Annotated in this window: 16 protein-coding genes; 5 read left to right on the plus strand and 11 right to left on the minus strand. The window is 56.4% G+C overall.

Annotated elements, in window-relative coordinates:
- Positions 1-22 precede the first annotated feature (22 nt).
- The 6 genes from AC2FH8_RS13960 to AC2FH8_RS13985 are packed head-to-tail and all read right to left on the minus strand — an operon-like array spanning position 23 to position 4,764.
- Positions 23-844, minus strand: coding sequence for an energy transducer TonB (locus AC2FH8_RS13960; RefSeq protein WP_496690027.1), 822 nt, complete (start codon positions 842-844; stop codon positions 23-25).
- On the minus strand, positions 841-1,233 hold the full coding sequence (locus AC2FH8_RS13965) for an ExbD/TolR family protein (RefSeq protein ID WP_496690028.1): 393 nt from the start codon (positions 1,231-1,233) through the stop codon (positions 841-843). Before AC2FH8_RS13965 ends, AC2FH8_RS13960 begins: the two co-directional genes overlap by 4 nt.
- Positions 1,233-1,562 carry a biopolymer transporter ExbD gene (locus AC2FH8_RS13970; protein WP_496690029.1) on the minus strand — a complete coding sequence of 110 codons (330 nt, stop codon included), beginning with the start codon at positions 1,560-1,562 and terminating at the stop codon, positions 1,233-1,235. The genes AC2FH8_RS13965 and AC2FH8_RS13970 overlap by 1 nt, the downstream gene beginning before the upstream one ends.
- Positions 1,563-1,593: 31 nt before the next feature.
- Positions 1,594-2,262: a MotA/TolQ/ExbB proton channel family protein gene (locus AC2FH8_RS13975; protein ID WP_496690030.1), complete on the minus strand. Its 669-nt coding sequence runs from the start codon at positions 2,260-2,262 to the stop codon at positions 1,594-1,596.
- Positions 2,263-2,266: 4 nt separating this feature from the next.
- The gene (locus tag AC2FH8_RS13980; RefSeq protein WP_496690031.1) at positions 2,267-2,713 is read right to left on the minus strand and encodes a hypothetical protein; all 447 of its coding nucleotides are present in this window, start codon (positions 2,711-2,713) and stop codon (positions 2,267-2,269) included.
- 20 nt (positions 2,714-2,733) lie between these two features.
- The gene (locus tag AC2FH8_RS13985; protein WP_496690032.1) at positions 2,734-4,764 is read right to left on the minus strand and encodes a TonB-dependent receptor domain-containing protein; all 2,031 of its coding nucleotides are present in this window, start codon (positions 4,762-4,764) and stop codon (positions 2,734-2,736) included.
- 238 nt (positions 4,765-5,002) lie between these two features.
- On the opposite strand from AC2FH8_RS13985, the gene AC2FH8_RS13990 reads away from it, so the two are divergent.
- The 4 genes from AC2FH8_RS13990 to AC2FH8_RS14005 are packed head-to-tail and all read left to right on the plus strand — an operon-like array spanning position 5,003 to position 8,786.
- Positions 5,003-6,058 (plus strand): hemin-degrading factor, encoded by a 1,056-nt coding sequence (locus tag AC2FH8_RS13990; protein ID WP_496690068.1) that lies wholly within the window; start codon positions 5,003-5,005, stop codon positions 6,056-6,058.
- Positions 6,055-6,921: a heme/hemin ABC transporter substrate-binding protein gene (locus tag AC2FH8_RS13995; RefSeq protein WP_496690033.1), complete on the plus strand. Its 867-nt coding sequence runs from the start codon at positions 6,055-6,057 to the stop codon at positions 6,919-6,921. Before AC2FH8_RS13990 ends, AC2FH8_RS13995 begins: the two co-directional genes overlap by 4 nt.
- Positions 6,918-7,994 (plus strand): FecCD family ABC transporter permease, encoded by a 1,077-nt coding sequence (locus AC2FH8_RS14000; protein WP_496690034.1) that lies wholly within the window; start codon positions 6,918-6,920, stop codon positions 7,992-7,994. The genes AC2FH8_RS13995 and AC2FH8_RS14000 overlap by 4 nt, the downstream gene beginning before the upstream one ends.
- A 3-nt stretch (positions 7,995-7,997) precedes the next feature.
- A complete protein-coding gene (locus AC2FH8_RS14005) occupies positions 7,998-8,786 on the plus strand; it encodes a heme ABC transporter ATP-binding protein (RefSeq protein WP_496690035.1) in 789 nt (262 codons plus the stop codon).
- A 24-nt stretch (positions 8,787-8,810) separates the two neighbouring features.
- Here AC2FH8_RS14005 and AC2FH8_RS14010 read toward each other — a convergent pair whose 3' ends face one another.
- A complete protein-coding gene (locus AC2FH8_RS14010) occupies positions 8,811-9,515 on the minus strand; it encodes an SDR family oxidoreductase (RefSeq protein WP_496690036.1) in 705 nt (234 codons plus the stop codon).
- 98 nt (positions 9,516-9,613) lie between these two features.
- Between AC2FH8_RS14010 and AC2FH8_RS14015 the strand changes: the two genes are divergently transcribed.
- Entirely contained in the window at positions 9,614-10,492 is an 879-nt protein-coding gene (locus AC2FH8_RS14015) for a LysR substrate-binding domain-containing protein (protein WP_496690037.1), read from the plus strand.
- Positions 10,493-10,720: 228 nt separating this feature from the next.
- Here the strand turns inward: AC2FH8_RS14015 and AC2FH8_RS14020 are convergent, their stop codons facing one another.
- Genes AC2FH8_RS14020 through AC2FH8_RS14035 form a run of 4 tightly spaced genes read right to left on the minus strand, consistent with a single transcriptional unit; the run spans position 10,721 to position 13,323 of the window.
- Positions 10,721-11,812, minus strand: a complete 1,092-nt coding sequence (locus AC2FH8_RS14020; protein WP_496690038.1) for an alpha-hydroxy acid oxidase — start codon at positions 11,810-11,812, stop codon at positions 10,721-10,723.
- Complete coding sequence (gene comE / locus AC2FH8_RS14025) at positions 11,812-12,366, minus strand: sulfopyruvate decarboxylase subunit beta (protein WP_142637717.1); 555 nt, start codon at positions 12,364-12,366, stop codon at positions 11,812-11,814. Before comE ends, AC2FH8_RS14020 begins: the two co-directional genes overlap by 1 nt.
- The gene (gene comD, locus AC2FH8_RS14030) at positions 12,363-12,869 is read right to left on the minus strand and encodes a sulfopyruvate decarboxylase subunit alpha (protein ID WP_496690039.1); all 507 of its coding nucleotides are present in this window, start codon (positions 12,867-12,869) and stop codon (positions 12,363-12,365) included. Before comD ends, comE begins: the two co-directional genes overlap by 4 nt.
- A gap of 40 nt (positions 12,870-12,909) precedes the next feature.
- The gene (locus tag AC2FH8_RS14035) at positions 12,910-13,323 is read right to left on the minus strand and encodes a universal stress protein (protein ID WP_282027722.1); all 414 of its coding nucleotides are present in this window, start codon (positions 13,321-13,323) and stop codon (positions 12,910-12,912) included.
- Positions 13,324-13,325 lie beyond the last annotated feature (2 nt).

A 13,325-nucleotide genomic window follows, 5' to 3' on the forward strand; every position in this document is an offset into this window, starting at 1 on the left:
ATGGCTCGATGGGATATGACACCTATCGCTGCCCGATGATTTCGAAAGTATAATCTCGTCTCACCCCTGCCGGAGGTGGCGGGAAGGGTGCAGCCGCTTTTACCTGGGCAAGGGCGATCTGATCCAACCGCTTTGATCCCGAACTGCGTACTATTCCAACCGTCTGCAATGTCCCGTTCTCAGCTATTCGAAAGGCCACCAACGCGGCACCTCGAATATTGGCGCTCTTTCTCCGGGCGCGGATAATCTTGCGTTTAATCTGTCCGGCGTAGTTGCTGGCGTCGGCATTGCCGGATGCGGTCAGCGCTGACTTGGATGTAGCAATCTTTGCCGCACCTTTCGTGGTTTTCCCGGTGGCGTCGCCTTTTTTCCTCGATTGTTTCGCGTTGCCATGCGCGGTGGCAGTTTGATTGCTTACCTGTTTCTTCGGTTCCGGCGGCTTGGTATCCTCGGTCGGCAACACCGAAGCGGCATCACCCTGCCTATTCGGTATTTCAGCGTCCTGAGGCTTGAGAGGGCTTGGCGCAACAGCGGTCGCGGCCGTAGTGCCGCTCACAACTGGGCTGAGAGTTTGCAGCGACGTTGTGCGCTGCTGCTTGATAGGGCGGGCCTTGGGTTGCAACCGATGAGGTGCTGCCGGTTTCTTGCGCGTGCTGGCCGGTGCTGGTGCATTTGTTCCGGCGACGAAGTCTTTGAATACAGATCCCAGCGCGGCGGCCCTCTCTTCTCCGCCACCTTCGACCTGCACCTGTTCGGCGGTCGAAAAATCCAAAAGCGCAAGGCCATGTATCGCTACCGCCAACGCGACAGAAATCACAACCACCGCGCGGGATTTGGTTATCACCGTAATCCCCTTTCCGTCACGACATAGACCTGTCTTGCGCCCAACCCGCTCAAGTCATCGCTGATCTGTTTGAGCGCAACCGCAGGCAAGGATCGATCCGGCACGATCCGAACCGCATCAAGGGGCAGATCAACAGCCGCCCGCTCTACATAGGCCGCAGCATTGGTCAGCTCTGCCCCGCGATATTCTAGCGTGCCATCGGCGCGAATAACCAAAGCATCTGGCGGCTCGCGCCCCTCCATATCCGCCGCCTCAACAAGCTGAACTGATCCGTTGAGCGGCGGCGTAAGGGTGCCCGCGATCATGAAGAATATAAGCATCAGGAACACGACATTGATCAGCGCGATGGTTGGCTCTCGGCTTTGTCTGGGCTTCGATTTCAACTGCATCAGCCCAAAACCTGAGTGCGCAGGTTTTCGACAGGTGCCAGCACGATGAGCAGATCAATCAGCTGCTGAGAGGTTGCCCTCGGACCCAGGCTGATGAGCGCAACTTGGGATTTGGCGTCGAGCAGCATTGGAGCCACATGCGCCAATGGTACAGGCGCACCATCGACCAGAATTCGGTCTGCATTCAGTTTAATAAACCGGATGGCTTGGTCTGGCTCTGCGCCGCCGACTGAGGCCGTCGAAAACTCAATCTCGGCGAATTTCGAGAATGTGGATGTCAGCATGAAAAACAGCAGCAGCAAAAAGATGACATCTATGAGCGATGTCATCGACAGGCGTTTGCGCCGCTTTCTTTGAACCTCAAGCGCCATGTGCCAGTGCCGTAATCGCGGCCCCTGCCGTTTGCTCGGCCTCCTCGGCATGGCCGGGGGCAAATATTGTTCTGAGCGCACGGTTGGTAAAGACGCGTTCTCGGTTCACGCGGGCCTCAAACCAGGTCAGGATCAGTGACGTCGGCATGGCTACGGCCAGCCCCGCTGCTGTTGTCATCAGCGCCACCCAGATGCCCCCAGCCAGCAGCGACGGGTCAACGGCGTTGCCCGCCCCCTGCAGAGTCTGGAAAGCTTCGATCATGCCCAGCACCGTGCCAAACAATCCGAGCAGGGGCGCAAGTTGCGAGACGATGTCCAGTACATTGAGGCCCTGTTCCAGCTGAGCAAATTGCGTCTCAGCCTCGGCATCGACCCGCTCGGACAAGGTGCGATCATTCCCGGACAATGCCATTGCGATCACCGGCGCCAGGTAACTACGGCTTTTGTTCAGGTATGTTCTGGCGGCCGTGGGGTCTTCTCGGTCCCATGCGTCGATCGCCCTGGACAATTCGACGTGACGGCCGACCCCCGCCGCTTTGTATTGCCAGATTTTGTAAAAGACCAAGGCGAGGGTCGCGATTGAGGCTGCAATCAGGATCGCCACCACCGGGCCCCCTAATTGCAGGATTTCCATCAGTTTTTGCAGCATTTTGGACATGGCTTTATCCTATCATCTCAGTTTCAAGGCGGCTTTTTAGACTGAGGCCATTCATGCAGGCATCTTTGTTACCGCTCTGGGTCATGCATTCCTGCACGCCGTTGAACAGAATCCGGCTGATCTGGTCACAGGCCATGTCGGTGAATTGAAACTGCCTGACCCGTGGGCGGCCTGCGGGCAGTTCTTCGAAATCCAGCAGGGTAATTAACGCGACCGCACCGTTTTTGCCAAACAGGACGGTTTCATAGACCGCACCGTTGATGTCAACCTCATGCATATTTTCGGCGACGAAGCTGAGCAGACAGTTTTGCCCCCTTGCTTCGGCAGAGCTGAGTTCGATTGATACGCCGCCAGTCTTGGGCACGTCTTCTGCGCTGGCGATCCCTGCCCCCAAGACTGAGAGCAGGGTCGACAGGACAGCGCTGGCTTTGTTTGCTGCCGCACTTCGCATAACGGGTCCTTTCCTTGGGATCAGAAGGTTTTGGCCAGGCCGAGCTTGAAGGTCCGGCCCGTCGAATTGCGGGTCGACAGGTTCGGGCGGTAGTCCTTATCAAGGATGTTCTCGATACCGGCGCGCAGCTCAAAGCCTTCAAACACACCCTCTTGCGGCATGTAGGTCGCACGCAGAGAGTTTACTCCGTATCCCGCGGTCGCGTCCCCGCTCGAGTCCGTTCCGGCCCGGGCACCGAAGATTTCCCAGCTGACGTCCAACGTCTGACCGAACCGCTTGCCCAATGTCAGGCGCGCGGAATCCGACGGCTCATTCCGCCAACGCGAGTCATCGCCGGTGACGCTGGTTTCCGTACCCGTCACGATGTTCGAGTTGAAATCGACGTAGAACCCACCCGCATTGGCATAAGAGGCTTCGATCTCGGCGCCTTTTGTTTCCACTTCGGACAGGGGTTGAGACGGGGTGCCAGAGACGTAGGAGGTGATATCCCACAGGGTCGTTTGATAGAAATTGACCTTGGCGCGGATCACGTCGCCCTCGGCAAACACGTCACCGCGATCATAGGAAAAACCAGCTTCCCACGTGCGGGATCTCTCGGGTTGCGTCATGTAAAGCGGCGTGCCCAGATCATCGATGATCGGCAGGCTTTCCGTGTAGGCGGCACCACCAAAGATCGCGAAACCGCTGTTGAACGCGTACCGCGCCGACAACCCGCCCATAAGCGCGTTGTTGTCATAGCTTTCGTTGAACGGGGCCGCGGCGTCATCATCACCGTCGATGTCCTGCGTCTCATATCGCACCGCGGGGGTAATCGTCAGATTGTCACCGATCTGCACATCGTCCACAGCAAACAGGGCAAATCGACGGTCGGTTCCACCCGGGGCCGAGGCCGCGTCCAACCGTTCGCGGTTGATAAACTCGATCCCGGCCCGCAGGTCATGCGAGGCGATGCCGGTCTGGAAATACGACGTGTTCTTGATCGTCAGCTTTGTCGTTTCATAGTTATGTGTGGCATCTGCCAGGGCCTGAATGCCGGGGAAGAATGGCGTGCCTTCAAGGCTGGAAGACCCGGAAACATAGCTGCTTTCGATCGCCTGCTCAGAATAGCTGAGGTTCACATCCAGATCGACCAGATCATTTCCAGTGGGTTGATATTGATACCGCAGGATACCGATCTTTGTTTCGATATCACGGTCTACATTACCAAAGGCATCCGACGTGGTGCCAAACGAGTCATAAGGGACGTCGCGCTCTTCAGATGTGGACTGGTTGTAGGATGCGGTGAACGAATGTTCGAGATCGTTGCCGAAACTGTATTTGCCCTTAGCCAGAAGCGACGGCAGCGTGAACGCGCTGTTGCCGATCGTATTGCCGTTTCCATCCTCCTGATCGTCCTGATCGCGATAGGTGTAGTTGAACAGGAATTCCGTTTGGGTATTCGGCTGCCAAGCCAGGATAGAGGACGAGGCAAAACCGTTGCCGTTCGAATACCCCTCAAAGGTTTGACGGAACCGAAAACCCGGCTCGCCACCGGTGAAATCTGACGCGTCCTTGGTTTCCAGCTGAACGACACCGCCAACAACCCCGGACCCATATTCGAATGACCCGACAGTGCCCCGAATGACCGAGACGCTTTTGTAAAGCTGGGGGTCAGTAAAAAGCTGGTTGCCGATCCGATACAGCTCTTCCGCGCCCGTTGTGGCACCATCGACCAGGATCAGAACCTTCTGGTCGGTTCCGAACGTGCCGTTTGCACCATAGCCGCGAATATTGATGCCCGATCCCTGAGGGGTCGAGCCGTTCACCAGGCTTACCCCCGGAACCGAGTCGATCAGCTCTGCAACCGTATTGGCCTGCCGGTCGTTGATCTCTTCCTGATCAATATTTGTGACCGGCACGGCAGTGTCTGTCTGAATCTCTCGTTTGCTTTCCCCAAGTATCAGGGTGCCCAGGAAACCATCGTCTTGGTCTTGCGCCATAGCGCCAGCCGCAATCATGCTGAGGCACGAAGCCGTTCCCAGCAAAGCTATCTTCCGTATTTGCACACGCATCTCTGTCCCTTCGAAACAGTAGGAGGACCTGAAATGCTTGCGCCATGCTGGCTTTGGTCAGTCTGTTTTATTGTTTTTTGGAGCCGCCTTTTTTTGGCGACTTGTGCTCGTTAATAAAGGTTACTAAAACAGTCAACAATAAATCGTTGTCGCATCGCCGACTCTCGCCAGCGGGCACCCGAACAATTCGGCTGCCGGGCCAGCACCTCTGAAAATCAACTCGAAGATGGGAAAACCCATGACGGAAAAGGTGCCTAACACCCCGGCTCAAATTCGTGCAGCCTATGCGCAAAACAGCGGCAAACGTGACCGCGATCTGGCAGAATCGATTGGACTTACCGAAGGCCAGTTGGTCGCTGCCTTCGCCGGGAACGACGTTACACGGCTGACGGCAAAACTTGATGACCTTTTCCCAATGCTCAACGGGTTGGGAGAGGTTATGGGGTTGACGCGCAATATCTCCTGCGTGATCGAAAAGGTCGGTCAATACGACAACTACCATTCGGGTGCTCATGCCTCGATGGTTCTGACAGATGAGATTGATTTGCGCATGTTTCCCGGCCATTGGGTCCATGCCTTTGCGATCGAACGCAAAACCGACAGCGGTGTGAAACGCTCGCTTCAGGTCTTTGATGCCGCAGGCGATGCGGTGCACAAGATATTCCTGCGCGAAGGATCGGATCTGGACCATTGGGATAAGCTTGTCAGCGCCCTTGCGTCTGAGGACCAATCGCAAACTCTTGATTTAGAACCGCGCCGACCGACCGAAGCGCCCAAGTCCAACCCCGAAAAGACGGAAATCCTACGTGCGGAATGGGCCAAGATGACGGACACCCACCAGTTCATGCGCTTGACCTCAAAGCTCAAGATGAACCGATTGGGGGCCTATCGCATCGCCGGCCAACCGCTCGTCAGGGAACTGACGCCGTCGGTAATATCACCAATGTTCGAACAGGTGTGCGACAAGGAGATTGAGGTGATGATCTTTGTTGGCAATCGTGGATGTATCGAAATTCACGGTGGCCGTATCGGAACGATCAAGCAGATGGGACCCTGGTTCAATGTGCTAGACCCGCGTTTCAATTTGCATCTGAGGACGGACCATATTGCAGAGGTCTGGGCTGTCACCAAACCGACGCAGCGCGGCCCCGCCGTCTCTGTCGAGGCGTTCGATGCCGAAGGTGGGCTGATCTTCCAGATATTCGGTCTGCGCACTGGCGAAACCGACCATCGCCCGGTCTGGGACGCGCTGGTTGCCGAACTTGAACCACAACCCGAGGCCGCGCTGACATGAACAGGATGCGAGTGATCTGGCCTGCCTTGGCTATGCTGCTAAGTACACAGGTCGTGCAGGCTGCGGACGACGAACCAAAGCGGATCATCGCGATCGGCAGTTCCATCACTGAAATCGTCTACGCTCTGGGTCAGCAAGACAGGCTAGTTGGTCGCGACCGAACATCAACCTACCCGACAGAAGCGATGAACCTGCCCGATATCGGATACCGACGCGCGCTGTCGCCCGAAGGCGTTTTGTCGGTAGAACCAGACTTGGTCCTGGCGCTTGAAGGTTCAGGACCACCAGAGGCGATTGCGGTTCTGCAGGAAGCGGGCGTGCAATACGTCACGATCAAGGATGAGTTCTCTCTGGAAGGCGTGGTCGAAAAAATCCAAACCGTTGGGGCCGTGCTGGGCACTGACGTTGCTGCCGAGGGATTGGCAGCGCAAACCATACGCCAGATCAATCAGGCGGAATTGGCGGCTAGTAGTGCCGCAGGATCCAACCCGAAACGGGTTCTGTTTGTTCTGTCGGTGCAGGATAACCGGATCACAGTGGGAGGTGTGGATACCCAAGCAGACAGCATCATTCGATTGGCTGGCGGTGTAAATGCCGCCGCCAAAGTGTCAGGTTACAAGCCAATGACGCCCGAAGCGCTGGTGTCGGCTGCGCCTGATGTCATCCTTATGATGGATCGGCGGGGTGATAATAATACCGAGGATGCCGCGCTCTTTTCACTGCCCGCAGTCAAGCTGACCCCGGCGGGCCAGAACAAGATGCTGATCCGCATGCAGGGTGCATATCTTCTTGGGTTTGGCCCTCGAACCGCCAGTGCCATTTCTGATCTGTCAGCAGCCCTGCAGGATGAAGGTGGCTCATGACGCTGACGTTGGATCATATGAGCGCCGAGGCACCCGGGTACAATCGGCGAGCAACCGCACGGCGGGTTACCTTGGCCTTACTGGTATTGCTTGGCCTGACCAGCGCCGCAAGCATTTCAGTCGGTGCTTCGGATGCGTCGTTAAACATGGCGGTGATCGACCTAATCAATGGGCGGTCCCTGTCTGACCTGAATCGGATTGTCCTTTGGGACATACGCTTGCCCCGGCTTGCCATGGGGATTCTGGTCGGTGCCGCGCTGGCTGTTTCAGGGGTGGTCATGCAAGGGCTTTTCCGAAACCCGTTGGCGGACCCCGGAATTGTCGGCGTCAGCGCGGGCGCAGGTCTGGGCGCAATTTCAGCCATCATCCTTGGCAGCCACTTGCCAGTGTCGGTTTTGGTCTGGACAGGAAACGGGTTAGTGGCCATTGCTGCTTTTCTTGGTGGCTGGGCGTCTGTTCTGATCCTATACCGTGTCTCGACCAGCGGGGGGCAGACTTCGGTCGCAACCATGCTACTGGCCGGCATTGCATTAGGTGCCTTATCCGGCGCCGCATCGGGTGTTCTGGTATACATGGCCGATGATCAGCAATTACGCGACCTGACGTTCTGGGGAATGGGATCGTTAGCTGGGGCAACCTGGACCAAAATCGCCTCGGCTGCGCCAATCATTTTGGTTGCCCTTGCAAGCACACAATTTCTGGCTCGCGCGCTTAACGGTCTGGCGATGGGAGAGGCTGTGGCCCATCACATGGGCATCCCGGTTCAGCGCAGCAAGAACATCGCCATTCTTGCAGTTTCCGGTGCAACAGGGGCCGCTGTTGCCGTGTCCGGCGGCATCGGATTCATCGGAATTGTGGTCCCCCATTTGCTACGTCTGGCAACCGGGCCGGACCACCACAGGCTTTTGATGAATTCCGCCCTGCTGGGTGCCAGTCTGCTGCTATGCGCCGACATGATCAGCCGGGTCGTGGTGGCCCCGGCGGAACTGCCAATCGGGATCGTCACGGCAATTCTCGGCGCACCGGTCTTTCTTTGGATCCTCCTGCGCCGCCACGGCATTATGGGAATGTAAATCATGCAAGGTAAGAATATCTGCGTCAGTCTGGGCCGAAAGGACATCTTGCACGACGTGAATTTCAAGGCCGATCCCGGTCAGGTCACCGCAATCATCGGGCCCAACGGATCGGGCAAGTCGACCTTACTAAAGGCATTGGCCGGAGAGATTGCCTCGACCGGAACCATCACCCTGAATGGCCACGACATCTCAGAGTTAAAGCCCTGGCAACTGGCCGCAAAACGGGGCGTGCTGCCACAATCGACCAGCGTGGCCTTTCCTTTCAAAGTGCACGAGATTGTCAGACTGGGGCTGGCAAACGGGTTGGCCGCACAAGATGACAGTTCGGTCACTACCGCCCTGGCACATGTCGACTTAGCCGGGTTCGAGCAGAGGTCTTACCAGACCCTGTCCGGGGGTGAGCAGCAGCGTATACAGTTAGCCCGTGTTTTGACGCAGGTCTGGCAGGCACAACGGGCCGATCATCCCAGTTGGCTTTTACTGGACGAACCGGTTGCCAGCCTGGATATCGCGCATCAATTTACGGTCCTTGGTATCGCAAGCGATTTTGCCGCCCAAGGTGGAGGTGTGGTGGTGGTGATGCACGATCTGAACCTCACCGCGTTATCTGCAGACTGTGTTTACGTGATGTCACAGGGCACTGTCTGGGGCTCTGGTACACCTTCAAATATCCTCACCGACGACCTGATGCAGCAAGTTTACGGCATCAACCTACCGATCGGCATTGTGCCGACCGGCCCGCTTCCTTTTGTACTGCCTCAGGCAATGCACAAATGCATTGAGGCTTGATGTTGTGCAAACAGATACGTTGCCTCAGACAGCGCGGGTCAATCCCCCATCAACGCGCAAGTTTTGACCCGTCATATAGCCACCGCCTTCAGACGCCAGCCATGAGACAAGCGAAGAGACCTCCGCAGCATGACCGTAACGTCCCATCGGAATCCGGGCTTTGCGGTCTTCTGTTTCGGGCAGGCTGTCGATGAAACCCGGCAGGATGTTATTCATGCGAATATTCTCTGCGGCATATTTATCAGAATAGAGTTTGGCAAAGGCGGCCAATCCTGCCCGGAAGACGCCTGATGTTGGAAACAGCGGATCGGGCTCAAACGCCGCGAAAGTAGAGATGTTGATAATCACCCCCCTGCCCTGTTGCTGCATCAAGGGTGTCACCAGCCGTGTTGGGCGGATCACATTCATCAAATAGACCTCCATCCCTTGATGCCAATCATCGTCACCGATCTCTAATACGGGCCCTTTCGGGCCATGACCGGCGGAATTGACCAAGACATCGACGTGGCCCCAACGCTCCGTCGCGCCCGTGACCAAAGCAGTCAGATCGTCACCACTGAGGTTAGAACCAGTGACGCCAAAACCACCCAGCTCGGCGCCGAGTGCTTCGCCTTTACCCGAAGAAGAGAGGATGCCGACTTTGAAGCCATCTTTGGCAAGCCGGCGCGCCGCGTCAGCCCCCATGCCACTCCCGCCCGCGGCAATCAAAGCTACTTTTTCTACTGCCATCTGACGATTCCCCTTTTGTATTCTGTGAAAATATCCTGTTTCGATGGATCGTTCGATTGAGATTTGATGTTTCATTACAGTAGAAATACTATTGTCTCATGGCTGATCTTCCTCCCCTCAACGGTTTACGGGCATTCGAAGTCGCTGGGCGCCGCCTCAGTTTCCGCGCCGCTGCCGATGAGTTGGGCGTAACACAAGGGGCGGTGGCGCAGCAGGTGCGACTGCTGGAAGCTCACCTAGAAGTCACATTGTTCGAAAGGGTGCCCAAAGGATTGGAGTTCACCTCGGTTGGCCGTAGCTATCACGCACGTATATCGGTTGCCTTTGCGAGCCTTAGATCTGCAACCGCCGAGCTAAAGCCGGAACCGGACAAGGTTATAATAAGCGTCACCCCGACTTTTGCTGCGAGATGGTTGATCCCGAATCTGCCAGACTTTGCAGAGAGCCATCCGGAAATCGACTTGCGGATCATGGCCACTGAAAAAGTCTCCAGCTTTCACAGCGACGGGATCGACCTTGCCGTCCGGCAGGGATCGCCGCCGTTTGGCGCCGCGCTTCGTGCGGCGCTTATTTTCAGACAAGAGGTGATTGCCGTAGCCGCACCCGAGTTTATCAGCGAAGCATTCGATTCGTTAACACCAGATGACCTTGCACACCTGCCCAAAATTCATGACACGCATGACCTTTGGCCGCGATACCTTGCAGACCTAGGGGTTCGTGACAAATCGCAACGCGGCCTTCGATTAAGCCAGACAGCGCTAGCGGTTGACGCTGCCATCGCGCGACAGGGTGTGGCCCTTGTCAGCCGTTTCATGGTTTCCCGAGATCTTGAGGCAGGACGCCTGGTAGAGGTTGGTGCGGCAAGAGACATCGGTGGTAGCGATTTTTACCTCCTCATAGAGCGTTCGGCCGCAAACCAACACGCGGTGATGCAAGTCGTAAACTGGCTAAAATCGCGGTCGGCGAGAGAAACGTGATCGGCTTTCGCTTCCTGCAAAGCGCACGCATGCGCGTCTGAAATGAATGGTTGCTTAGGTTTCCCAACGCTTCCCAATTCAGGGTCTTTGCACTCTCGAACCGGCGGGCAAACACCTCGGGCCGCTGGCGTAGTCGAACACAGCGTCCGGGGCAAAATAATTCGTAACGGCATCCGGATCGTGTGCGTTAGAGGCGTTACCGACGGCATTCACATTTGTTCCGTTGCTTCAGGTCAGTTTCGTCCGACCAACCTGAGCAAGTGCACTGGACAACTCTTCGCTGAGAATATTCCACAGTCTATGCAAACCCTCTTCGCCGGCCGCGGCGATGGCAAATTGCAATACGCGGCCAAAGAACACATAATTTGCGCTCTGATCGAGGGCTTTCAGAACGTCTTCGCCAGATCGTAAGCCACTGTCGTAAAATAGCGGAAAATCCGCACCAACGCTATCTCGTATCCGGCCCAGCGCGTGAACGGCTGCGGGTGCGCTTTCAAGTTGCCGTGCGCCATGATTTGACACTTGAATGGCGTCAACGCCTTCGGATTTCAACTGCAGCGCATCCTCGGCGTTGGTCACGCCTTTTACTACCAGGTTGCCCTGCCACAAATCGCGCAGAGCCTTCAATGTTGTCCAAGTCGCCCTCGCGCGGCTTTCGGTGCGGTCGAATTCAAAGCCCGGCATCTCGAAATTTGCCATCTGCGGACGACCTGCGGCAAGTGACATAAGCGACCATTGCGGGTGCAGGGCAAAGTCCAGAAATTGGCGGGGTCCGATACGGAATGGCATGGTAAAACCATGGCGCAACTCACGCGGTCGGCGACCAACCTCGGGCACGTCGACGGTTACGATCAGGGTTTCGTATCCGGCATCTTGCGCCCGCTTTGCCAGCTTGAATGACCCCGTTCCGTCCCCGCTGAAATAAAGCTGGAACCACGCGTGCCCTTCGGCGACCTCGATCATTTTTTCCAGCGGGGTTGAGGCCACGGTCGAGACCCCCAAAGGCACGGATGCGCGCGCGGCCAACCGCGCCAGCATCAGATCTGCACCAGGTCTGGACAAATTACACATGCCCATCGGCGCAATGCCAAAGGGCCGCTTGGCAATCTTGCCAAACAGCGGCATGTCCAAAGACCGATGGCTGACATCTTTCAGTATCCGGGGTTCAAGGCAAATGTCATCCAGAGCAGCGCGGTTACGCGCAGCCCCCGTTTCTGACCCTGCGGCCCCATCGATATAGTCAAACACCATCCAAGGCAGACGTGCCTTGGCCAAACGCCGCGCATCCTCACTGGAATGAATTCGCGCGGCGCGGTTCATCAACCAGCCACCGCTTTCATAAAGCGATCCTTGATGATCACCGGGTCCATTGTAATGACTGGCATCTTGGCATTTCCGCTGTCGCATTTCACGATCATGACCGTGCCGACCTGCGCGTCCATCGCCTCTTGCAATGCTTTCCCGGTATCAACATCCTGCACTTCAACGACATTGTCACATCCGGCCGCACGCGCCATGCCCGCCAAGTCGGTCTTGCGCCCGGTATAGGTCGGCTGATCACCGGTTGATCCATATGATCCATTGTCGATGATCATCAGGATAAAGTTTGGAGGCATATTGTTCCCAATGGTTGGCAAGGTGCCCAGATTGGTTAACACCGACCCGTCGCCATCAATGGAGATCACGGTTTTAGGCTGCGCCAGCGCCAGACCCAAGCCGATAGACGAAGCGAGGCCCATCGTGCCGAGCATGTAGAAATTCGTTGGTTGATCGTCGATGGCATGCAGTTCTTGGCTGGGGATGCCAATGTTGCAGACCACTAGTTGATCACGGAGTTGAGGTGCAATTTCCTTGAGGATTTCAGAACGGATCATTGGTCGCCATAGCCTCCCCAGAAACTGGCATCGGTCAGGATTGCCACGGGTTTGTTGCACATAAAGGTATACTTCAGGATCATATCCAGCTCTTCCACATCCTTCTGGTGATGGAAGTGGTAGGTGGGGATATTCATCTGTGCCAGCAGCGCCTTGGTATGCACCGCCATTTCCACCTGGCAAGCCACGGGCTCACGCAGCTCTCCGCGGTAGCTGATCAACATCGGCAGCGGCATCCGGTAATACTGGATCAACGTCGCAAGAGTGTTGATCGTCACCCCAATGGCTGTGTTCTGCATGATGATCGCAGGGCGTTTTCCACCCATCCACGCACCGGCACACAGGCCCATGCCCTCGTCTTCCTTGTTCGACGGAATATGGAAGATATCGGGGTGTTGGTCTATTTCCTCGATAACGCCCGCAAGCTGTTTGCAGGGCACCGTCGTCACGAACGAGATGTCATTCGCGACAAGATCATCGGTGATCTTCTTGTCTATGTTCATGTTGCAGAAGGGCCTTTCTTGAAAGGAGAGGAGAGCGTCATCAAGAGGACGCGCGATGCACATGGACGGCACAGCCTGCGTGCCGCACGACGCGAGCAGCTGTGGAGCCCAGGAAATAATCTCTCAGACCAGGTTTGTGGGATCCAAGCACGATGCAGTCGATGCCATGCGCCTCGGAATAGTCGATGATAGTGCGGGCCGAATGTCCTTTTACAATCACAGGCGTGACACCGGGATGTCCAGACAATTTGCCCTCAAGATCAGCACGCGCTTTTTCAAACCCGGCGGCAACCATCTCTTCGTCCAGATACGCACTAACAGAGCCTTGGGGCGCCTCATGAACGTGAAGGGCGAAGATCTGGGCATCCTTTGCGCTCAGCGCGTTGGCTATCTCAAGTGTATGAGTCGACACGCCATGGTCCAGCGCCATCGGGACGAGGATTTTATAGTACATGA

The organism is Ruegeria sp. CDSC025 (genome assembly GCF_059610805.1).

Coding starts and splice junctions, on each gene's coding strand:
- AC2FH8_RS13985 (WP_496690032.1), bottom strand. CDS start 4,764: ATGCGTGTGCAAATACGGAAGATAGCTTTGCTGGGAACGGCTTCGTGC.
- AC2FH8_RS13965 (WP_496690028.1), bottom strand. CDS start 1,233: ATGCAGTTGAAATCGAAGCCCAGACAAAGCCGAGAGCCAACCATCGCG.
- AC2FH8_RS14035 (WP_282027722.1), bottom strand. CDS start 13,323: ATGTACTATAAAATCCTCGTCCCGATGGCGCTGGACCATGGCGTGTCG.
- AC2FH8_RS13975 (WP_496690030.1), bottom strand. CDS start 2,262: ATGTCCAAAATGCTGCAAAAACTGATGGAAATCCTGCAATTAGGGGGC.
- AC2FH8_RS13995 (WP_496690033.1), top strand. CDS start 6,055: ATGAACAGGATGCGAGTGATCTGGCCTGCCTTGGCTATGCTGCTAAGT.
- AC2FH8_RS14010 (WP_496690036.1), bottom strand. CDS start 9,515: ATGGCAGTAGAAAAAGTAGCTTTGATTGCCGCGGGCGGGAGTGGCATG.
- comE (WP_142637717.1), bottom strand. CDS start 12,366: ATGATCCGTTCTGAAATCCTCAAGGAAATTGCACCTCAACTCCGTGAT.
- AC2FH8_RS13970 (WP_496690029.1), bottom strand. CDS start 1,562: ATGACATCGCTCATAGATGTCATCTTTTTGCTGCTGCTGTTTTTCATG.
- AC2FH8_RS14020 (WP_496690038.1), bottom strand. CDS start 11,812: ATGAACCGCGCCGCGCGAATTCATTCCAGTGAGGATGCGCGGCGTTTG.
- AC2FH8_RS14015 (WP_496690037.1), top strand. CDS start 9,614: ATGGCTGATCTTCCTCCCCTCAACGGTTTACGGGCATTCGAAGTCGCT.
- AC2FH8_RS13990 (WP_496690068.1), top strand. CDS start 5,003: ATGACGGAAAAGGTGCCTAACACCCCGGCTCAAATTCGTGCAGCCTAT.
- comD (WP_496690039.1), bottom strand. CDS start 12,869: ATGAACATAGACAAGAAGATCACCGATGATCTTGTCGCGAATGACATC.
- AC2FH8_RS14005 (WP_496690035.1), top strand. CDS start 7,998: ATGCAAGGTAAGAATATCTGCGTCAGTCTGGGCCGAAAGGACATCTTG.
- AC2FH8_RS13980 (WP_496690031.1), bottom strand. CDS start 2,713: ATGCGAAGTGCGGCAGCAAACAAAGCCAGCGCTGTCCTGTCGACCCTG.
- AC2FH8_RS14000 (WP_496690034.1), top strand. CDS start 6,918: ATGACGCTGACGTTGGATCATATGAGCGCCGAGGCACCCGGGTACAAT.